Genomic DNA, 19,294 nt, shown 5'->3' with positions numbered 1-19,294 from the left:
CGTTCGAGCCGGCTTACAGTCATATGGCGATGATCTCTCCGTGGCAAAAGGGACATGTTCCCCAACCCCACGGAGGCTTCCATGAATTCCGATCACGAAATCGAAGTGACAGAAGAAACTCCCGCCGAGGCGCTTGAATCCGCTTCCGAAACCATTCTCGATCATGCCGCCGCCGCAGCGATCGAAGCCGCTGACCTGTCTGATGACGACGAAGACGGCGACGATGAAGAAGGCGAAGAGTCCACCGAAGCTGCCACGCTCTCGGATGACGACGAAGATGAAGACGAGGACGAAGACGACGCCGAGGACAGCGTGAAGGCTGAAGGCGACGAGTCCGAAGACGACGACGACAAGGAAGAAGCGGCCTGATCTTTTCGGCCGCCGAGTCTATCGATGGCAAGGCGGCGCCGAGGCGCCGCCTTTTCCTATCAGCCGTCCCCGAAGCCGACTGTCAGCCGCCCCGGCGACGGCCCGTCAGTTCTCGAGAATGCTGACGCGCACGCTGTTTTCGTAGACATCGACCTGGATCAGCGGTTCGCCATTGACGATGGCGCGCTTGGTCGAGGAACTCATCGCGCCGCCGCGTTCCAGCATGCGCTGCAGGTCGGCGCGCTGGTCGTTGGTCCTGAACCAGCCATCAGCCTCGTCGTCGCTGTCACGGCGGTGGAATTTATGCCAGTTGGCGCGGTCCTGCCGCACCATCTGCGCGGCATTGTCCAGCGCATAGCCGTCACTCGCCTGATGGTCGCGATCGGAAATGCGCGCGACATAGGATCCCAGCATGTCGTCGGCATGAGCCGCGACGACGCCAAGCAGTGACGCCAGCAATAGGCCTGCTCCGGTTACGATTCCAGATTTTCTCATGGACCCCCCTTTACCCCTAGTGATGAAATCCCGTCTGCCAGAAATGCCTGGAACGGGGACTGCCTGGCAATGGTGCGCCGGGCGCCAGATCGCCGTCAAGTCACGCCATCGATGTCGGCTGTCTTTGAGCCGAGGCTACTTGGTGTAGCCGTTGGGAGGCATGCGCTGCCCTGCTGCCGGGGCCGGAGCGCTCGGCGGGGCGGGTTGGTTCTCGGCGTTCCCGGAGGGGGCAGCGGAAGCGGTGGCCGTTGCCGGCGCGGTGCCAGCGGCCGGCGCGGCACCGGTCGCTGGTGCAGCGGTTGGCGCGGGTGCCGGGAAATCGGGACCGGTAACGCCGCCACGGATGACCATCGGGCCTGGCTGGAAGCCGTGTCCGGTCGCGGGCTTGTCCGGGATCGCCGCTACCTTTTCATCGGTGACGTCGGGCGGCGCTTCCCCTACTGCCATCACCGACCGCGCATCGCTGGTGTTGACCGCATCGACGGTTCCAGGCTGGTTGGGAGCGCCGATCCTGACGATCGATGGTGTGGAGGATGGCGTGCCTGGAAAAACCAGGGATGATGCCTGGGCGTCGCCGGCCGCAACAGCAAGAATGATACCCAGCAGGATACGCGCAGACACTGATGTCGCTCCCCTTTGCCCAGAAGCTGTTCGATAGCAGGCCGGAATTGATGCCGGCTTTCGTGGAAACATAGCATTTTAGGGATTGATAAATCGCCAATGCTCCTGCTCGCCAACAAACGGTTACCCAACAGCCGACTTGCCCAATGGCCGCCATCGTACTACGCACCCCGCATCTGTGAGGTGACGAGAGTGGCTGAAATACTTGGCTCGGGCGAGGCGCTGGAGCGGGCGCTGGCGCTGCTCAGGGAGGGCGATGTCGTCGCCATCCCGACGGAAACCGTCTACGGGCTGGCCGGCGACGCGACCAACGGCATCGGCGTCGCGCGCATCTTCGAAGCCAAGGGGCGGCCGCGCTTCAACCCGCTGATCGCCCATGTCGCCGACATGGCGATGGCCGAGCGCCTCGCGCTGTTCGATCCGCTGTCCAGGAAACTGGCGCTGGCGTTCTGGCCCGGTCCGCTGACGCTGGTGCTGCCGCAACGGCCCGGCAACGGCATCCATCCATTGGTCACCGCCGGGCTCGATACAATCGCCTTGCGCATGCCGAGGGGCTTTGGCGGCGATCTGATCGCCAGGCTCGGCCGCCCGCTTGCCGCGCCCAGCGCCAATTCATCCGGCAGGATCAGCGCAACGACCGCGCAAGCGGTGGCAGCCGATCTCGGTGCGCGGATAAAGCTGGTGGTCGATGGCGGCGCAACCCCGGTCGGGCTGGAATCGACGATTCTCAAGGCCGAGGGGGAAAGAATGCGGCTGCTGAGGCCCGGCGGCATCGCCGCCGAGGAGATCGAGGCGGCCATCGGCATAGAATTGTTGCGCGGCGGCACCGCCAGTATCGAGGCGCCGGGCATGCTTGCCTCGCACTATGCGCCAGGTGCCGCGATGCGGCTCAATGCCGGCACGGTCGGCGAGGGCGAGGCTTTGCTCGGCTTCGGCGGCCAGAGGGCACAAGGCTGGCACCGCGCCGAAGCCTTCCTCAATTTGTCCGAAACCGGTGACCTGCGCGAAGCGGCGAGCAATCTGTTCGCCTGTATGCAGGCACTCGACCGCAGCGGCGCGCGCACCATCGCCGTCGAGCCTATTCCTTGCGACGGGCTCGGCGAAGCGATCAACGATCGGCTATCGCGTGCAGCCGCCCCTCGTGACATCACGCAACCCGCAACATAGTTTCCCCCATGATCGAAATCACAGAGAAACTCGATCCCGCCCTCATCGATCGCTTCGCTGCGATCGTCGGCGACAGATATGCGCTGCGTGATCAGCAGGACATCGCGCCCTACCTCATTGAGCGACGTGGGCTCTGGCACGGCGCGACGTCGCTGGTGCTGCGGCCGGGCAGCGTCGGCGAGGTCAGCCGGATCATGCGGCTGGCGACCGAGACGGGAACGCCGATCGTGCCGCAAAGCGGCAACACCGGGCTGGTCGGCGCGCAGGTGCCGGACAGGTCCGGGCGCGAAATCGTCCTGTCGCTGTCGCGGTTGAACCGCATCCGCGAGATCGATGTCCTGTCCAACACGGTGACGGTCGAGGCCGGTGTCATCCTGCAGACGCTGCAGGAGGCAGCCGACGCCGCCGACCGGCTGTTCCCGCTGTCGCTGGCCGCGCAAGGCTCCTGCCAGATCGGCGGCAATCTTTCCTCCAATGCCGGCGGCACCGGCGTGCTTGCCTACGGCAATGCGCGTGAACTTTGCCTCGGTGTCGAGGTGGTGCTGCCGACCGGCGAGGTGTTCGACGACCTGCGCAAGCTGAAGAAGGACAACACCGGCTACGATCTGAAAAACCTGTTCGTCGGGGCCGAAGGCACGCTCGGCGTCATCACCGCCGCCGTGCTGAAACTGTTCCCGAAACCGAAGGGGCGCGAAGTCGCCTTCGTCGGCCTGTCGTCGCCCGAGGCGGCACTTTCGCTGTTCGGCCTGGCCATGGACCGTGCCGGGGCAGCACTCACCGCTTTCGAACTGATCGGCAGGCGGCCATATGATTTCACCCTGGCGCATGCCCAGGGTGTGGTGCGGCCGCTGATCGAGGACTGGCCGTGGTACGTGCTGATGCAGATTTCATCAGGCCGTTCGTCGGAAGATTCGAGAGCGTTGATCGAGGATGTGCTGTCGGCTGGCCTCGAACAGGAATTCGTCGGCGACGCCGTCATTGCCGCGAGTCTCGCGCAGGGCGATGCCTTCTGGAATTTCCGTGAGTTGCTGCCCGAGGCGCAGAAACCGGAGGGCGCCTCGATCAAGCACGACATTTCGGTGCCTATTGCCTCGATCCCGCGTTTCATCGAAGAAGCCGCCGGCGCGGTGGCGTCGGTGAGCGCCGGCGCGCGCGTGGTCTGCTTCGGCCATATGGGCGACGGCAATCTCCACTACAACATTTCCCGGCCCGTCGACGGCGACGATGAGGCGTTCCTCGCTCTCTATCACCCCATGAACAAGGCGGTGCACGATGTGGTGCGCAGCCTGCACGGTTCGATCTCGGCCGAGCATGGCATCGGCCAGTTGAAGCGCGACGAACTGATCGCCACCGCGCCGCCGATGGCGATCGATCTGATGCGAAGGGTGAAGGCCGCTTTCGATCCGGCCGGCATCATGAATCCGGGTAAGGTTATCTGATCCTTTCGACATCTTGTGGCTGGTGGGATTCCGATAACCATCCCTGAGATCAGCAAAATTTAACCGACTTTCTTAAGCGGGGCGGTAAGGAGCCCGCGCTACTGTCTCCATACAAACGAGGCCGGAAAAACCGGCCCGGAGAGAACCGGACACCGGCTCTCAGGAGACAGACAGGAAGGCCACTCTATGAACACCGGACTGAAGCCAGTCTGGGCGGGACGCAACATGCGTCTCGACCCATTCCGCCTGCCGCAAGTGGTGAGCTACGCGACTCGCGACGACTACGGCGATGTAACCTTCACCATCGACCAGCGCGGCGCCGTGATCCGCCGCTTGCTCGAGATGAGCGGCCTGCCCGCGATCATCGTTCTGCCTTCCAATGCGTTCCGCGGCGTTGCCGCCCGCGCCATGGAGGATCCGGACGGCAATGTCACGGTGACCCTGGAACTCCTGCACAACGACCCGATGCTGTCGGTGCCGCTGCTGGTGGCCGACGATCTCGACGATGTCGCAGCCGACTGGCGCGCCTGGGCCGACGCTTACCGCCTGCCGATGCTGCTCATCGAATCGGACGGCGTTGCCCGCACCCTGGAAGAATCGCTCGGCGCCGCCATCAAGACGCTGCCGCCGCAGGATCGGCGCAAGGGGCGGATTTCGAACACGCGCCGCCCGCGTTTCCTCGCTCGCCGCAGAGCTGGCGACCTCGGTCTCAGGCTGGTCATCGACGGCCAGGAGATTATTTCGAGGGATTAGGATGGATCTTCCTTCTCCCCCTGTGGGAGAAGGTGGCCGAGCGAAGCTCGGTCGGATGAGGGGTGTTCCAGCTTGGCAACGCCGGCACTCCGTCCAGCACCCCTCAACCGTCTTGGCGCTGCGCGCCAATCCACCTTCTCCCACAAGGGGAGAAGGGAAAAAGCACGCTAAACCAGCGGCTTCAGAGCCACCCACACAGCGCCGCCGATCAGGCCGAGGAAGATCAGCCAGCCGACCTGGTTGTTCGACCTGAACAGGCGCAGGCATTGGTCCGGATTGTCGATGTCCAACACGGCGATCTGCCGCGCCATATGGGCGCCGGCGGCGATCAGCCCGGCCAGCGCCACCACCGGCGCCTGCGCCGACGCGAAGGCGATGGCGAAGCAGATCAGCGCGCCGCCATAAAGTCCGGCCAGCCAGGCCTTGGTGTTGTCGCCGAACAGGCGTGCCGTCGAGCGCACGCCGACAATGGCGTCATCTTCCTTGTCCTGGTGCGCGTAGATCGTGTCGTAGCCGATCACCCACAGGATCGAGCCGATATAGAGCATGACAGCAGGCCCATCGAGATCGCCGAACTCGACCGCCCATCCCATCAGCGCGCCCCAGGAAAAAGCAAGGCCGAGCACAAGTTGGGGCCAGTTGGTTATCCGCTTCATGAACGGGTAAATGGCTATGACCGCCAGTGAGCAGATGCCGAGCAGGACGGCAAAGCTGTTGAACTGGATGAGCACGACGAGGCCGACCAGGGCCTGCAGGACGAGAAACAGCCATGCCCGCCGGCGCGTCGCCTTGCCTGACGGCAGCGGTCGCGAGCGCGTGCGCTCCACCTGGTTGTCAATGTCCTCGTCGACGAGGTCGTTGTAGGTGCAGCCGGCGCCGCGCATGGCGATGGCCCCGACCAGGAAAAGAACCAGATACAAAGGCGCCGGCAGCAGCGAGAGCAGCGGGTCGCCCGGACGCGGATAGGCGCTCGCCGCCAAGGCCGCCGACCACCAGCACGGCCACAGCAGCAGTTGCCAGCCTATCGGCCTGTCCCACCGCGCAAGCTGCGCATAGGGCCATATCGAGCGCGGCAGCACGCGGTAGACCCAATGGCCGTTCGGCGCATCGGCGACACGGCCCTGGGCCGCTTTCGACTGGATGGTTTCCATGCCCATGGAGTGGCAGCAGCGGCGGAAACCGTCAAGCGGCAAGCGGAGACGCGGCGCCCGTCAGCCTTTCACGAGGCAAAGATGTCGCGGGTGGCGAACCAGTCCTTGGCCACCTCGACGAAGGCCAGCGCTGCATTCGACACACGCTGATGCGTGTCATAGGTGAGCAGGATCCGCTGCATGGGCAGCGGATCGGACAGCGGCTTGCAGATGAGCGGCAGCCCGTCATAGCTGCGGTCGCCATGCGGGCGGGTGTAGCTGACCGCAACGCCGAAGCCGTTGGCGACCATGCTCCGTTGCAGTTCGAACGAGCTTGTCGTCGTATCGGCCACAGGCGAAAGGCCGCGGCTGCGGAACAGGTCGAGCATATGCTGCCAGCTGTGCGGCTGGTCGGTGGTGATCAGCGGATAGGCAGCCAGATCGGCAAGGCTGACCGACGGGCGATCCGCCAGGGCATGGCCTGCCGGCAACAGGGCGTGCGGGCGAAGTTCACGCAGCAGGAGGCGGGCGAAATGCGTCGGCAAGCTGAGATCATAGGTCAGGCCAAGATCGATGGCCGCGTCACCCAGCCGTCGTCCCAGCGTCTCGAACGTCTCGTCGCGAACGACGATTTTGACGGCCGGATAGTTTTCGGAGAAGGCGCGGATCAAAGCCGGCGCGAAGAAAGGCGCCAGATCCTCAAAGCATCCCAGCACCAACTCACCGCCGACAGCCGATTTGCTTGAACCCAGGCCGATGAGTTCCTCCGTTTCGGTGAGAACCTGCCTTGCCTTGGCCACGACGGCGCGGCCGAACGATGTCGGCGACACGCCGCTTCCCCGCTGGCGGACGAACAGTTTCTGGCCGAAATTCTTTTCAACCGCGTCGATCGCCACCGAAATCGAAGGCTGAGAGACGTTCAGCATCTTTGCCGCGCCGGTGACGCTGCCGTGACGCGCCACGGCAACCAGATAGCGCAGCTGCGTGAGAGTCACACTCATAGAGGCACTCTATATGTCAGATCGAAAGTTATTATTTTACCGAATGAATAGCTGTTGCGATAGTGGCTTTATTCCAAGAGGAGAACGCCATGGCTTCCCGGACTGCCACCCTCGACGCCACCAGGATCGGCGCGTCCACGATTGCCGACTATCAGCGTGACGGCGCTGTTTGCATTCGCGGCGCCTTCAAGGGCTGGGTCGACACGATTGCCGCCGGCATCGAACGCAACATGCAGAACCGCAGCGCCACCGCATCCGACATAGCCAACGGTCGCGGTAGTTTCTTCGATGACTACTGCAACTGGGAGCGCATCCCCGAATTCGTCAGCCTGGTACGGGACTCACCCGCCGCCGAACTGGCGGCGGCGGTGATGCAGTCGCGCACCGCGCAGTTCTTCCATGATCACGTGCTGGTGAAGGAACCCGGCACGCAGAAGCCGACGCCCTGGCATCAGGACATCCCCTACTATTTCGTCGATGGCCAACAGACGGTGAGCTTCTGGATACCCATCGACCCGGTGAAAGAGGCGACGCTGCGGCTGATCGCCGGCTCGCACAAATGGGACAAGATGATCCTGCCGGTGCGCTGGCTCGACGATAGCAATTTCTGTGCCGGCGAGGGCGACTATCTGCCGGTGCCCGATCCCGACAAGGACCCTTCGATGAAGGTGCTCGAATGGGAAATGGAGCCGGGCGACGCCATCCTGTTCGACTTCAGGACCGCGCATGGCGCGCGTGGCAATATGACCGCGGCGCGGCGTCGGGCGCTGTCGCTGCGCTGGGTCGGTGACGATGCGCGCTATGTCGAGCGGCCGGGCCGTACCTCGCCGCCCTATCACGGCCATGGCATGCAGCCGGGCGAGAGGCTGCGCGAGGACTGGTTTCCGGTGGTTTTCTCCGCCTAGCGAATCGCCAGAAAATTGGCGGCGGGGATAACGTTCCCGTGCGCAATTGCGATCTAAACACCCTGATGCCTTGACCCGTCGCCCGGAGAGCAATAGCGGGTCTCCAAGAGACTGTTTCGAAATTCGCTCTGGCGAGTCATATGGTGGTGGTTTCGAGAACCGCAGCGGAGCGGACATTTGGTCCGTGAGCTCAGTTCTACTGCACGCAGTAGAACGGGAAGCGCAGAAAACGCCATCAGATGGCCGCCAGAGCAGAATTTCGGCATCAAGAGGTGGCCATGAACGTTCTTCTTCTGGGCTCCGGCGGCCGCGAACATGCGCTCGCCTGGAAGATCGCCGCGTCGCCGCTGCTGACGAAGCTTTATGCCGCCCCCGGCAATCCGGGCATTGGCGGCGAGGCCGAACTGGTCAAGCCCGACATCGCCGATCACGCCGCGGTTACCGCATTCTGCCGGGAGAAAAAAATCGACCTCGTCGTGGTCGGTCCGGAAGGCCCGCTGGTCGCCGGCATTGCCGACGATCTGCGCGCCGAAAATATCCGCGTCTTCGGTCCCTCCAAGGCAGCGGCACAGCTGGAAGGCTCGAAAGGTTTCACCAAAGACCTCTGCGCCCGCTACAACATCCCGACCGCCGCCTATGGCCGTTTCAGTGACCTGGCCTCGGCCAAAGCTTATGTCGAAAAGACCGGGGCGCCGATCGTCATCAAGGCCGACGGGCTCGCTGCCGGCAAGGGCGTCACCGTCGCCATGACGCTCAGTGAAGCACAGGCAGCACTCGATGCCTGCTTCGATGGTTCCCTCGGCGCCGCCGGCGCGGAAGTTGTGGTCGAGGAATTCATGACCGGCGAGGAGGCGAGCTTCTTCTGCCTCTGCGACGGTACCACCGCACTGCCCTTCGGCACCGCGCAGGATCACAAGCGCGTCGGCGACGGCGACACCGGTCCGAACACTGGCGGCATGGGGGCCTATTCGCCGGCACCGGTGATGACGCCGGAACTGGTCGAGCGCACCATGCGTGAGATCATCGAGCCGACCATGCGCGGCATGGCCGAACTGGGCGCGCCTTTCTCCGGCGTGCTGTTTGCCGGGCTGATGATCACCGACAAGGGGCCGAAGCTGATCGAATACAACACCCGCTTCGGCGATCCGGAATGCCAGGTGCTGATGATGCGGCTGAAGGATGATCTGCTGGTCCTGCTCAACGCGGCAACCGACGGCCAGCTGGCACATACCTCGGTGCGCTGGCGCGACGAGGCGGCATTGACCGTGGTGATGGCGGCGAGAGGCTATCCCGGCACGCCGGAAAAGGGCTCGGTCATCCGCGGCGTCGAAGACGCGGCAAGCGACGGCGTCCAGGTGTTCCATGCCGGCACCGCCATCAATGGCGGCGCGCTGGTTGCCAATGGCGGCCGCGTCCTCAACGTGACGGCATCAGGCGCCACGGTCGGCGAGGCGCAGAAACGAGCCTATGCCGCGCTCGACCGCATCGACTGGCCGGACGGTTTCTGCCGCCGCGATATCGGCTGGCAGGCGGTGGCGCGCGAACAGGGAAACTGAAGTCCGCGTTGGCTTACCGCTGGCCGCGATCGAGTTCGGTGGAAGCGGTGCTGAGCGGATCGGCAGCGGCAAAGGCAGCGTCGAGTTGTGCGGGCGAACGCCGCTCGGTCCGCTTCCAGGCGACATATTGTACAATGCCGAAACTCGGTCTCCGGGGCACCGTCTTCACGACCGGCATGCGGAAGCCGTCGCGGAAACGGGACCAGCGTGTGCCCAACGCTGCGACCATGTCCTCGAAAGTCGGCGGCGCGGCCACAGACGCATAGGTGATGGTGACATTGCCGGCGAGGCCGGCCTCGCGTGAAACCGGTAGCGGTATGGAGGCGAGATAGTCCGGCGGCACGTCGATAAGCCCGCCGAACGGCCATTGCGCGCGCAGCGTGGCGGCGTCGGTCGGCGCGACATTCACGTCTATGTCGTTAGGCGTGCCGGCAACCCTGTAAGGGCAGCGGAAACGGCCGCAATTGGCTTGCGCCGAAAACTGCCACAGTGCGTAGCCTTGCCAGTTGCCCATCGGAAAATGCACGTCGATGTCGGACTTATAGCGGGCATACCAGAGCGGCAGCCGCGACAGGAGCCGGTATCGGTAGCTGTTGTCGGCAATGTACTGGGCGGTCTTGCCGTTGGTGTACAGCACCGGGAAACGGCCGATGCGCCGATGCACCTGGCGGACGAACTCCTCGGCATCGTCGAGCGACATCCATTGCGAGGGATCATTGCCCTCAATGTCGAGAGCCATGAGATCGTCGGGCGCAGGCTCGGCGAAATCGAGGAAATTGTTGGCCTGTTCGACCGGATTGCCCGGGCGGGCAAGGTGATAGGCGCCCCATTTCAGGCCGAGTGCCTTGGCCACCACCCGGCGCGTCTGGAACAGTTCGCGCGTCACCGCATGGCGTTTCCACAGCGCCTTGCAAAGCTTCACCTCAATGTCGTTGCCCAGGCAGAAATAGGGCGGCGGCATGCCGTCGGAGGCCTTGTTGATGAAGCCGACGACCCGCTTGTCGGTGGCGAGTTGGGCCCAACCGATGGAATTGTATTCGTAGGCATCGACCACCAAAGCGCGGTCGGCGTTCTTCCAGGGTTCGGAAAAATCCGAAGCCTTTGCCGCCGTGGACAGCGCCATCGTCGCCGCCAAGGCGAGAAGCGCCAGCGCATGTCGCCCAAAAGTGTGCAGCGGTTTTGGGGCAACGACATGCGGAGGAAACAATGGCTTGAAGGGCGTCGGCACGACACTCTTCAAGCGGCGAAGGAGACGCGCCGTCCTTTTCAAAACAGGGAATCCCCGTTGATCAAAGACAAATCCTGAACGGCTATGGTTAAGGAAGTACTTTCGGGGCTGACTTCAGAAAAGCTGGCGACGCATCTGCTAGAATTCAAACGGGTCCGGAGCCGGCTCTTGCCGTAGCGTGCCCTCGGCGGCGCGTTTGCGGTGGTGGGCGAGTGAGCATTGCGGCGAGCATAATATGCCGCGATCCGACCAGTAGGCGGCCCCGTGGTCCAGTCTGCCGCCATGGTAGCAGAACCCCTCCGCTCGATAGGGCAGGCCGCATTCGATGCAGCGATAGGCGTCGGGTCTGGCAAGCATGGGCTGTTCCGGTTGGCTGGTTCTGATTGCATCGCCGGTCGACTTGATCCGGCATGGGTTGAACTTAATACGCGCCGCCGCGATTGCAAAATCCGCGTGACAAAATTTGACGTTTACGTAAAAAGAAGATGGGAGACCGCTGATACGGCGGGTGGTTTTGCAGCGGCACCGGTTCTAGGGTTGGGCAGGCCGATGCAATCAGGAGGAGTGGGCGGCATGTATAGGGCACCGGTCGAGGATATCGCCTTCACGCTCAAGCACGTCGCCGGCATGAAATCGGCGCTCGATGCCGGCAGGTTCGGCGATCTCGGCGATGACCTGGTCGATGCCGTTCTTGGCGAGGCCGGCCGCTTCGCCACTGAAGAGGTCGCACCGCTCTACACGATCGGCGATCGGCAAGGTGCCGTGCTGAAGGACGCTGCCGTCACCACACCGCCCGGCTGGAAGGAACTCTATCGCCGCTGGATCGATGGCGGCTGGAATGCGCTCTCCGGGCCTGAGGAATATGGCGGCCAGGCGCTGCCGACCATGCTTGGCGTTGCCGCGCTCGAAATGTGGAACTCCGCCGCGATGGCCTTCGGCATCGGCCCGACGCTGACCATGGGCGCTGTCGAAGCGCTCGACAAACACGCCTCCACAGACCTCAAGGCAAAGTATCTCGAAAAGCTCGTCTCCGGCGAGTGGATGGGCACGATGAACCTGACCGAGCCGCAAGCCGGTTCGGACCTCGCCGCCTTGCGCGCCCGCGCGGAGCCGGTGGGTGACGGCAGCTACCGCATCTTCGGCCAGAAAATCTTCATCACCTATGGCGAGCACGACTTCACCGACAACATCATCCATCTGGTGCTGGCGCGGCTGCCCGATGCGCCCTCCGGCACGCGCGGCATATCGCTGTTCCTTGTGCCGAAATTCCTGGTCGGCGACGATGGCGCGCTCGGCGCCCGCAACGACGTCTTTTGTTCCGGACTTGAACATAAGCTCGGCATCCATGCCTCGCCGACCTGCACCATGATCTATGGCGATGGTTTCCAGGGCACCAAGCCCGGCGCTATCGGCTGGTTGATCGGCGAGGAGAACAAGGGCCTCGCCTGCATGTTCACGATGATGAACAATGCGCGGCTTTGTGTCGGCATGCAGGGGGTAGCGGTCGCGGAAGCCGCGACGCAGAAGGCGATCGCCTATGCCAATGAGCGCCGGCAGGGCAAGGCAGCGAGCTACACTGGCACGGGTATGGCGCCGATCGTCCATCACCCCGATGTCCAGCGTAACCTGCTGACCATGAAGGCGCTGACCCAAACCGCGCGCGCCATCAGCTATTCCTGTGCCCACGCCATCGACATGGCCCGTGTCTCCGCCGGTGACGAGGCGGCCCACTGGCGCGACCGCGCCAATCTGCTGACGCCGCTGGCAAAGGCGTTCTCGACCGATATCGGCGTCGAGATTGCCTCACTTGGCCTCCAGGTTCATGGCGGCATGGGCTTCATCGAGGAGACGGGAGCGGCCGCCTTTTATCGCGACGCGCGCATCGCACCGATCTACGAGGGCACCAACGGCATTCAGGCGATCGATCTGGTGATGCGCAAGCTGCCGCTCGGCGGCGGCGACCATGTGCATGGTTATATCGCTGAACTGGCTGATATGGCCGCAGCGGTGCGGACCTCGAACCTGCAGGGTTTCGGCCGCACCGCCGACGCTCTCGACGCGGCACTTGGCGATCTCGGCGAAGCGACCCGCTTCCTGCAGAAACTGGCGGCCGAAGGCCGGGCGGACGAGGCGCTGGCGGGCGCGACGCCCTATCTCAGGCTGATCTCGCTTGCCGCCGGCGGCGCCTATCTGGCGCGCGGCGCTCTTGCCGATCAAGGCCGTATTCCCCTTTGCCGCTTCTTCGCCGAAAACCTGCTCGGCGAGGTCAGCGCTTTGCGGGCGCGCGTCATCGATGGCGCCGAAAGCCTCGCCGCTGCCGGAAAAACGCTGATTTCCGCCTGACGTTCACAAGGAAAGAACCGTGACAGACCATATCCTCGTCGAGCGCCAGGGCGCCATCCAGATCATCCGCATGAACCGGCCGGACAAGAAGAACGCGCTGACGCGCGCCATGTATGCGAAAATGTCAAAAAGCCTGGCTGAAGGCGACGCCGACCCGGAGATCCGCGTCCATGTCTTTCTCGGCGTGCCCGGCGCCTTCTCCTCAGGCAACGACCTTGCCGACTTCATGGTCATCGCCACCGGCGGTGACGGCGGCACCGAAGTCTGGGACTTCCTGATGGCGCTGGCCAAGGTTGAGAAACCCATGGTCTCCGGCGCCGACGGCATCGCGGTCGGCATCGGCACGACGCTCAACCTGCATTGCGACCTGACCTTCGCCACGCCACGCACCGTGTTCAGGACACCTTTCGTCGACCTTGGCCTGGTGCCCGAGGCGGGATCGAGCCTCCTGGCGCCGCGCATCCTCGGGCAGCAGGGTGCCTTCGCGCTGCTTGGCCTCGGCGAAGGCTTTTCGGCTGAACGGGCGAAGGCCGCCGGCCTGATCTACGAGGTGGTCGAGGAAGCAGCACTGGAGGCCTCGGTGCTGGCGGCCGCCGGCCAGATCGCGGCCAAGCCGCCGCAGGCGTTGAAGATCGCGCGCGACCTGATGCGCGGCTCGCGCGACGACCTCGTCGCCCGCATCGGCGAGGAAAGCGAGCATTTTCGCGAGCGCCTGAAGTCCGATGAGGCGCGCGCCGCGCTCACCGCGTTCATGACGAGAAAGAAGGCCTGAGCCTCTTCTTCAGGGATAAAGCCTCGTCTTGTCCCAGGCGCCTTTCGCGTTGCGGCTGAAGACGAGCCGGTCGTGCAGGCGGAACGGCCTGTCGTGCCAGAACTCGATTGTCGTGGGCACGATTCGGAAGCCGGACCAGTGCTTTGGCCGCGGGATCTCGCCGATCGGATAGCGTGCCGTGTATTCGGCCACTGCCTTCTCCAGCGCAAAGCGGCTTTCCAGCGGCCGCGATTGTTTCGAGGCCCATGCGCCGATGCGGCTGCCGCGCGGCCGTGTCGCATAGTAGGCGTCGGCTTCGGCGTCGCTGACGATCTCCACCGGTCCGCGAATGCGTACCTGGCGGCGCAGTGATTTCCAATGGAAACACATCGCCGCCTTCATGCTGCCAAGAATCTCCTGGCCCTTGGCGCTCTCGAAATTCGTGTAGAAGACAAACCCGCTTTCATCGAACCCCTTGAGCAAAACCATGCGCACATCCGGCATGCCGTCGGTATCGACGGTCGCCAGGGCCACGCCGTTGGGGTCGTTCGGCTCGCTTTTCGTGGCGTCGTCCAGCCATGCGGCAAACAGGCGAAACGGCTCGGCAGCCTCGGTAAAGTCACCGCTTGTTAACTCAGTGTCACTCATAGTTTTTCTCAAATTGTCACGAAGATTCTTACAAAGCCAAGATTCTTAACGAAGCAAGGGGGAGGCTGCCGATTGTCGCTTATCGCGCAAGCTTTTGACAGCAGGCAATGGAGCGTTATCGCTTCGGCCAGCGCGAAAGCCGCGATCGTGGCGGTCGCCTTGCCGCTTGCCGCTTGTGGCGCCGGCGGCTTCAGCCTGGAAAAAGCCGAAGTCGACCGCTCGATTCTGACCAGCAGCACATCGGCCTCGGCCGCGCCGGCCAGTCTGGATCGCGACTCCGACCAGACGACGATCGGCAATGCAGTCTCCTCGGCCGACATCGAGCAGCTCGGCGGGCAGGCCGTCCCATGGGCCAATGCCGGTACCGGCTCGCGCGGTTCCATCACCGATCTGGCGGAATTGAAGGACAACGGCCAGACCTGCCGCCGCTTCAAGGCCTCGCGCGAAAGCTTTGACGGCGTTGCCATGTTCGAAGGCGAACTGTGCCTGGCCAGCGCCGGCGGCTGGCGCATGCAGGACTTCAAGGCGCTCTGATTTTCCGCGTCTGATATGCGGCTCCAGCACTGGAATTTCTTCCTATGGGAGCGCATATAAGAGGAAACCAGAGACTCAACTCTTCTCCAGGGCAGTAAGCATGCGCGACCCCTATGAGGTGCTGGGCGTTGCCAGGAACGCATCGGCCAAAGACATAAAGTCGGCGTACCGGAAACTCGCCAAAAAGCATCATCCGGACCAGAATCCGAATGATCCAAAGGCGAAGGACCGTTTTGCCGCAGCCAACCAGGCCTACGAGATCGTCGGCGACGAAAAGAATCGCGCCGCTTTCGATCGCGGCGAGATCGACGCCGACGGCAAGCCGCGATTCCAGGGCTTTGAGGGCGCTGCCGGTGGCGGCGATCCGTTTGGCGGCTTTCGCCGGCAGCAAGGTCCGGGCGGCTCGCGGTTCGAGTTCCGCTCCGGTCGACCCGGTGGCGATCCGTTCGACGGCAACAGCGACATCTTCAGCCAGATTTTTGGCGACACTTTTTCTGGCGCGCGCGGTCCCGGCATGGGCGATCGCCGCCAGCAGGCGACCGCTGCCGATCTGAATGTGACGCTCGACGTCACCATCGAGGAAGCGGCGACCGCTGAAAAGGTGACGGCGATGTTCCCCGACGGCCGCAAGGTGGCGGTCAAGCTGCCGGCCTATGTCGAGGATGGCCAGACCATCCGCCTCAAGGGCCAAGGCGAGCAGGGGCCGGGCGAGCCAGGCGACGCGCTGGTCAAGATCCATCTGCGCCGGCATCCACGCTACCGCATCGAAGGCCGCGACCTGCACGCCGATCTGCCGGTGGCACTGGCGGATGCCGTGCTCGGCGCCAAGGTGCCTGTCGAGACGCCGACCGGCAGGCTCGCCGTCAACATTCCGGCCTGGTCGAGCTCCGACAAGGTCCTGCGGCTGAAGGGCAGAGGCCTGCCGGAAAAGGCCGGCGGTCACGGCGATCTCTACGCTCATGTGCGTATCATGCTGCCGGAAGGCGGTGATAGCGCACTCGAAGCGCTGTTGCGCAGCCAAAAAGGCTGATCGGCGGCTTTTGTCCCCTGAACTGTCCGTTTTGAGCGCTTGAAGGGGCTCTGTGCCTGTGCGATAGGGCAACCCACAAAGCTGAAATCTTGCGGAGAGCGCTCACATGGCGGGTGGACAGGGCCTAATGGCCGGCAAGCGCGGCCTCATTCTTGGCGTCGCCAACAATAGGTCGATCGCTTATGGCATTGCCAAGGCCTGCGTCGATCATGGCGCCGAGATAGCGCTGACCTATCAGGGCGAGGCGTTCAAAAAGCGTGTCGAGCCGCTGGCGGCGGAACTGGGCGCCTTTGTCGCCGGCCATTGCGACGTCACCGATCCGGCGAGCCTGGATGAGGTTTTCGCCAATGTCGCCAAACATTGGGGCAAGCTTGATTTCCTCGTCCACGCCATTGCCTTCTCCGACAAGGATGAGCTGACCGGCCGCTATGTCGAGACTTCACGCGACAATTTCCTGCGCACAATGGACATTTCGGTCTATTCCTTCACCACCATCGCCAAGCGCGCCGAGGCGCTGATGACCGATGGCGGCTCGCTGCTGACGCTGACCTACTACGGCGCCGAAAAGGTGATGCCGCACTACAACGTCATGGGTGTCGCCAAGGCGGCGCTCGAGGCCAGCGTGCGCTACCTGGCGGTCGATCTCGGCGCCAAGAAGATCCGCGTCAACGCCATTTCGGCCGGCCCGATCAAGACCCTTGCCGCTTCCGGCATCGGCGATTTCCGCTACATCCTGAAGTGGAACGAGTACAATTCGCCGCTGAAGCAGACGGTGACGCAGGAGGAAGTCGGCGATTCCGGCGTCTATTTCCTGTCCGACCTGTCGCGCGGCGTCACCGGTGAAGTGCACCACGTCGATTCGGGCTACCACGTCGTCGGCATGAAGGCGGTCGACGCGCCTGATATTTCGACGGTCAAGGACTAGCACCCCCCAACCGTCGTCCGTCCCGATCCGCACCGGAAGACCTGATGTACCCGCTGGTTTATATCGCGCGCCACGGCCAGACCGCGTGGAACGCCGAAATGCGGCTTCAGGGGCAGGCTGACACCGATCTTAATACTCTTGGCCGCGAACAGGCGACCGGCAACGGGCTTCGGCTAGCTGCGTTGGTTCCAGATCCCTGGGAATTCGACTTCGTCGCCAGTCCGATGAAACGGACGCGCGAAACGATGCAGCGTATTCGCGCCGCGATGAAGCTGGATCCAGATGCCTATCGAACCGATCCGCGCCTCGTCGAGGTCAATTTCGGCGATTGGCAGGGATTTACCTTTCCCGAGCTGGAGACGCGGTATCCCGGAGCAAGCGGGACGCGTGCTCTGGACAAGTGGAACTTCCAGCCGCCCGGCGAAGGCGCCGAGAGCTATCAGATGCTGCTCGAACGGGTGAGGCCATGCTTCGACGCGATCGAACGCCAGACGATATGCGTGACCCATGGCGGCGTCATGCGCACCTTGTTTCGTTTCGTTCTGGGATTGGCCGAGGACGAGGCAGCGAACCTGGAAATACCGCAGGATCGCCTGCTCAAGCTCGAAGGCAAGAGTCTGGAGTGGCTTTGATGCATGTCACCCAAAATTGGCCCCGGTTTTGGGAGAACGACATGCATAAAACAAAGACCTAAAGCGGGTCGCCTGAATCCGTTCAGACGCGACACGCTCTAGGCCATTTCGCAGGCGGCTCGGCGAAAGCTGAACCGCAAACGCTGCATTCAATTGAGGTTGGAAACTCTAGTTGGCTGAGCTGTCCGGCAGTTCCATGTCGGTGATGACGTTTTCGCCATTGGTCACATCGTAGGCGATGACGATGTCCATGCCCGGCTTCAGCGCGTCGAGATCGGTCTCTGCGTTCAGCTTGTAGGACTTGCCGTCATCCAGCGTCAGCGTCGCCGTGTCCTTGTCGATCTTCTTGATCAGGCCTTCGGTCTGGCCGGCGAAAGCGGCGGTGGAAAGCAGCAGCGTGGCGGCAACGGCGCTAATCAGGGTACGCATAATCGTTCCTCTTTATCATTGCACCGGCATGGCGGCGGGCTGTTCAACAGCGGATGGAGCAGAGCAGAAACCAACCGAATGTGTCAAAACTAAATCCGCCAGATCACAGTTTGACCCCTGTGAAAAACGCCAATAGAACGCAATCTTCAGCCGGCTCCGATGCCGGGCAGGGTATTTCATGTCTCACAACACGTTCGGCCACCTTTTCCGCGTCACCACCTGGGGCGAAAGCCATGGCCCGTCGCTCGGCTGCGTGGTCGACGGCTGTCCGCCCGGCATCCGCTTTACGCGCGACGAGATCCAGGCCGAACTCGACAAGCGCCGGCCGGGACAGTCACGTTTCGTGACGCAGCGTCGCGAACCAGATGAAGTGAAGGTGCTGTCAGGTTTCATCCTCGACGAGGACGGCGAGACGATGATCACCACCGGCACGCCGGTGTCGATGCTGATCGAGAATGTCGACCAGCGTTCAAAGGATTATGGCGAGATCGCCCGCCAGTACCGGCCCGGCCATGCCGACTACACCTATGACGTCAAATACGGGGTGCGCGATTATCGTGGCGGCGGCCGCTCCTCGGCCCGCGAGACGGCAGCCAGAGTGGCGGCCGGTGCCTTGGCGCGCAAGGTGGTGCCCGGCGTGGTGGTGCGCGGTGCGCTGGTGTCGATGGGCGAGAAATCCATCGATCGCGCCAACTGGAACTGGAATTTCATCGGCGATGCGGAAAATCCGTTCTTCACCCCCGATCCGGCTTCCGTTCCTGTCTTCACGCAGTATCTCGACGGCATCCGCAAGGCGGGCTCCTCGGTCGGTGCGGTGATCGAGATCGTCGCCGACGGCGTTCCACCGGGCCTCGGCGCGCCGATCTATGCCAAGCTCGATCAGGACATCGCCTCCGGCCTGATGTCGATCAACGCGGTCAAGGGCGTCGAGATCGGCAACGGCTTCGAGGCCGCCCGCATCACCGGCGAGCAGAATGCCGACGAGATGCGCATCGGCAATGACGGCAAGCCGGTGTTCCTGTCCAACAATGCCGGCGGCATCCTCGGCGGCATCTCGACCGGCCAGGCAATCGTCGCCCGTTTCGCCGTCAAGCCGACCTCGTCGATCCTGACCCCGCGAAAGTCGATCGATAAGGACGGCAAGGACGTCGAGATCATGACCAAGGGCCGCCACGATCCATGCGTCGGCATCCGCGCCGTGCCGATCGGCGAGGCAATGGTTGCCTGTGCGATCGCCGATCATTATCTGCGGCATCGGGGACAGACGGGGAGGGGAATAGGGGAATAGGGGAATAGGGGAATAGGGGAATAGGGGAATAGGGGAATAGGGGAATAGGG

Annotated in this window: 21 protein-coding genes; 13 read left to right on the top strand and 8 right to left on the bottom strand. The window is 63.4% G+C overall.

The genetic code is table 11. The annotated features are described in order from the left end of the window. The first annotated feature begins 81 nt into the window (after positions 1-81). Positions 82-369 (top strand): hypothetical protein, encoded by a 288-nt coding sequence (locus tag A9K65_RS27820; RefSeq protein ID WP_024502647.1) that lies wholly within the window; start codon positions 82-84, stop codon positions 367-369. Positions 370-474: 105 nt separating this feature from the next. On the opposite strand, the gene A9K65_RS27815 is transcribed toward A9K65_RS27820, so the two are convergent. Both A9K65_RS27815 and A9K65_RS27810 read right to left on the bottom strand, forming a co-directional pair. Continuing rightward, on the bottom strand, positions 475-864 hold the full coding sequence (locus A9K65_RS27815; protein ID WP_024502648.1) for a hypothetical protein: 390 nt from the start codon (positions 862-864) through the stop codon (positions 475-477). Between the two features lie 135 nt (positions 865-999). Further along, entirely contained in the window at positions 1,000-1,485 is a 486-nt protein-coding gene (locus tag A9K65_RS27810; RefSeq protein WP_064995122.1) for a hypothetical protein, read from the bottom strand. Positions 1,486-1,677: 192 nt separating this feature from the next. Between A9K65_RS27810 and A9K65_RS27805 the strand changes: the two genes are divergently transcribed. The 3 genes from A9K65_RS27805 to A9K65_RS27795 all read left to right on the top strand — a co-directional run bounded on the left by A9K65_RS27805 (position 1,678) and on the right by A9K65_RS27795 (position 4,844). Continuing rightward, entirely contained in the window at positions 1,678-2,652 is a 975-nt protein-coding gene (locus A9K65_RS27805; protein WP_064995123.1) for an L-threonylcarbamoyladenylate synthase, read from the top strand. Positions 2,653-2,660: 8 nt separating this feature from the next. Further along, a complete protein-coding gene (locus A9K65_RS27800; protein WP_064995124.1) occupies positions 2,661-4,091 on the top strand; it encodes an FAD-binding oxidoreductase in 1,431 nt (476 codons plus the stop codon). Positions 4,092-4,277: 186 nt separating this feature from the next. Beyond that, a complete protein-coding gene (locus A9K65_RS27795) occupies positions 4,278-4,844 on the top strand; it encodes a DUF6101 family protein (RefSeq protein WP_024502652.1) in 567 nt (188 codons plus the stop codon). A gap of 167 nt (positions 4,845-5,011) precedes the next feature. Here A9K65_RS27795 and ubiA read toward each other — a convergent pair whose 3' ends face one another. Then, entirely contained in the window at positions 5,012-5,995 is a 984-nt protein-coding gene (gene ubiA, locus A9K65_RS27790; RefSeq protein WP_064995195.1) for a 4-hydroxybenzoate octaprenyltransferase, read from the bottom strand. Between the two features lie 68 nt (positions 5,996-6,063). After that, on the bottom strand, positions 6,064-6,975 hold the full coding sequence (locus A9K65_RS27785) for a LysR family transcriptional regulator (RefSeq protein WP_064995125.1): 912 nt from the start codon (positions 6,973-6,975) through the stop codon (positions 6,064-6,066). 89 nt (positions 6,976-7,064) lie between these two features. On the opposite strand from A9K65_RS27785, the gene A9K65_RS27780 reads away from it, so the two are divergent. Both A9K65_RS27780 and purD read left to right on the top strand, forming a co-directional pair. Then, positions 7,065-7,880 (top strand): phytanoyl-CoA dioxygenase family protein, encoded by an 816-nt coding sequence (locus tag A9K65_RS27780; RefSeq protein ID WP_064995126.1) that lies wholly within the window; start codon positions 7,065-7,067, stop codon positions 7,878-7,880. 278 nt (positions 7,881-8,158) lie between these two features. Continuing rightward, positions 8,159-9,436: a phosphoribosylamine--glycine ligase gene (gene purD / locus A9K65_RS27775; protein ID WP_064995127.1), complete on the top strand. Its 1,278-nt coding sequence runs from the start codon at positions 8,159-8,161 to the stop codon at positions 9,434-9,436. Between the two features lie 13 nt (positions 9,437-9,449). Here the strand turns inward: purD and A9K65_RS27770 are convergent, their stop codons facing one another. Next, positions 9,450-10,559 (bottom strand): glycoside hydrolase family 25 protein, encoded by a 1,110-nt coding sequence (locus tag A9K65_RS27770; RefSeq protein ID WP_032809930.1) that lies wholly within the window; start codon positions 10,557-10,559, stop codon positions 9,450-9,452. A gap of 243 nt (positions 10,560-10,802) precedes the next feature. Further along, on the bottom strand, positions 10,803-11,021 hold the full coding sequence (locus tag A9K65_RS27765; protein WP_013532811.1) for a hypothetical protein: 219 nt from the start codon (positions 11,019-11,021) through the stop codon (positions 10,803-10,805). 216 nt (positions 11,022-11,237) lie between these two features. On the opposite strand from A9K65_RS27765, the gene A9K65_RS27760 reads away from it, so the two are divergent. Further along, positions 11,238-13,007, top strand: a complete 1,770-nt coding sequence (locus A9K65_RS27760) for an acyl-CoA dehydrogenase (RefSeq protein ID WP_064995128.1) — start codon at positions 11,238-11,240, stop codon at positions 13,005-13,007. A gap of 19 nt (positions 13,008-13,026) precedes the next feature. Then, a complete protein-coding gene (locus A9K65_RS27755; RefSeq protein WP_064995129.1) occupies positions 13,027-13,779 on the top strand; it encodes a crotonase/enoyl-CoA hydratase family protein in 753 nt (250 codons plus the stop codon). A gap of 9 nt (positions 13,780-13,788) precedes the next feature. On the opposite strand, the gene pdxH is transcribed toward A9K65_RS27755, so the two are convergent. Further along, a complete protein-coding gene (pdxH, locus tag A9K65_RS27750; RefSeq protein ID WP_013532806.1) occupies positions 13,789-14,406 on the bottom strand; it encodes a pyridoxamine 5'-phosphate oxidase in 618 nt (205 codons plus the stop codon). Between the two features lie 72 nt (positions 14,407-14,478). Here pdxH and A9K65_RS27745 point away from each other — a divergent pair, with 72 nt between their 5' ends. The 4 genes from A9K65_RS27745 to A9K65_RS27730 all read left to right on the top strand — a co-directional run bounded on the left by A9K65_RS27745 (position 14,479) and on the right by A9K65_RS27730 (position 17,527). Further along, positions 14,479-14,940, top strand: a complete 462-nt coding sequence (locus tag A9K65_RS27745; RefSeq protein ID WP_013532805.1) for an RT0821/Lpp0805 family surface protein — start codon at positions 14,479-14,481, stop codon at positions 14,938-14,940. Between the two features lie 100 nt (positions 14,941-15,040). Continuing rightward, entirely contained in the window at positions 15,041-15,970 is a 930-nt protein-coding gene (locus A9K65_RS27740; RefSeq protein ID WP_064995130.1) for a J domain-containing protein, read from the top strand. A 106-nt stretch (positions 15,971-16,076) separates the two neighbouring features. Beyond that, positions 16,077-16,895, top strand: a complete 819-nt coding sequence (gene fabI, locus A9K65_RS27735) for an enoyl-ACP reductase FabI (RefSeq protein WP_013532803.1) — start codon at positions 16,077-16,079, stop codon at positions 16,893-16,895. A 44-nt stretch (positions 16,896-16,939) separates the two neighbouring features. Then, entirely contained in the window at positions 16,940-17,527 is a 588-nt protein-coding gene (locus A9K65_RS27730; protein ID WP_064995131.1) for a histidine phosphatase family protein, read from the top strand. A 168-nt stretch (positions 17,528-17,695) separates the two neighbouring features. On the opposite strand, the gene A9K65_RS27725 is transcribed toward A9K65_RS27730, so the two are convergent. After that, positions 17,696-17,956, bottom strand: coding sequence for a DUF1344 domain-containing protein (locus tag A9K65_RS27725; protein WP_013532801.1), 261 nt, complete (start codon positions 17,954-17,956; stop codon positions 17,696-17,698). A 178-nt stretch (positions 17,957-18,134) separates the two neighbouring features. On the opposite strand from A9K65_RS27725, the gene aroC reads away from it, so the two are divergent. Continuing rightward, entirely contained in the window at positions 18,135-19,244 is a 1,110-nt protein-coding gene (gene aroC / locus A9K65_RS27720) for a chorismate synthase (RefSeq protein WP_013532800.1), read from the top strand. Positions 19,245-19,294: the final 50 nt, after the last annotated feature.

The organism is Mesorhizobium sp. WSM1497, assembly GCF_001672455.2.
Lineage (GTDB): Bacteria > Pseudomonadota > Alphaproteobacteria > Rhizobiales > Rhizobiaceae > Mesorhizobium > Mesorhizobium ciceri.
Note: the sequence above shows the minus strand (reverse complement) of the source record. Positions and strands in the feature narration are given on the sequence as shown.

Bases quoted from the DNA above. Each gene is read 5' to 3' on its own strand.
- A9K65_RS27820 (WP_024502647.1), top strand. From the start codon at position 82: ATGAATTCCGATCACGAAATCGAAGTGACAGAAGAAACTCCCGCCGAG.
- A9K65_RS27815 (WP_024502648.1), bottom strand. From the start codon at position 864: ATGAGAAAATCTGGAATCGTAACCGGAGCAGGCCTATTGCTGGCGTCA.
- A9K65_RS27800 (WP_064995124.1), top strand. From the start codon at position 2,661: ATGATCGAAATCACAGAGAAACTCGATCCCGCCCTCATCGATCGCTTC.
- A9K65_RS27795 (WP_024502652.1), top strand. From the start codon at position 4,278: ATGAACACCGGACTGAAGCCAGTCTGGGCGGGACGCAACATGCGTCTC.
- ubiA (WP_064995195.1), bottom strand. From the start codon at position 5,995: ATGGAAACCATCCAGTCGAAAGCGGCCCAGGGCCGTGTCGCCGATGCG.
- A9K65_RS27785 (WP_064995125.1), bottom strand. From the start codon at position 6,975: ATGAGTGTGACTCTCACGCAGCTGCGCTATCTGGTTGCCGTGGCGCGT.
- A9K65_RS27780 (WP_064995126.1), top strand. From the start codon at position 7,065: ATGGCTTCCCGGACTGCCACCCTCGACGCCACCAGGATCGGCGCGTCC.
- purD (WP_064995127.1), top strand. From the start codon at position 8,159: ATGAACGTTCTTCTTCTGGGCTCCGGCGGCCGCGAACATGCGCTCGCC.
- A9K65_RS27770 (WP_032809930.1), bottom strand. From the start codon at position 10,559: ATGGCGCTGTCCACGGCGGCAAAGGCTTCGGATTTTTCCGAACCCTGG.
- A9K65_RS27765 (WP_013532811.1), bottom strand. From the start codon at position 11,021: ATGCTTGCCAGACCCGACGCCTATCGCTGCATCGAATGCGGCCTGCCC.
- A9K65_RS27760 (WP_064995128.1), top strand. From the start codon at position 11,238: ATGTATAGGGCACCGGTCGAGGATATCGCCTTCACGCTCAAGCACGTC.
- pdxH (WP_013532806.1), bottom strand. From the start codon at position 14,406: ATGAGTGACACTGAGTTAACAAGCGGTGACTTTACCGAGGCTGCCGAG.
- A9K65_RS27740 (WP_064995130.1), top strand. From the start codon at position 15,041: ATGCGCGACCCCTATGAGGTGCTGGGCGTTGCCAGGAACGCATCGGCC.
- fabI (WP_013532803.1), top strand. From the start codon at position 16,077: ATGGCGGGTGGACAGGGCCTAATGGCCGGCAAGCGCGGCCTCATTCTT.
- A9K65_RS27730 (WP_064995131.1), top strand. From the start codon at position 16,940: ATGTACCCGCTGGTTTATATCGCGCGCCACGGCCAGACCGCGTGGAAC.
- A9K65_RS27725 (WP_013532801.1), bottom strand. From the start codon at position 17,956: ATGCGTACCCTGATTAGCGCCGTTGCCGCCACGCTGCTGCTTTCCACC.
- aroC (WP_013532800.1), top strand. From the start codon at position 18,135: ATGTCTCACAACACGTTCGGCCACCTTTTCCGCGTCACCACCTGGGGC.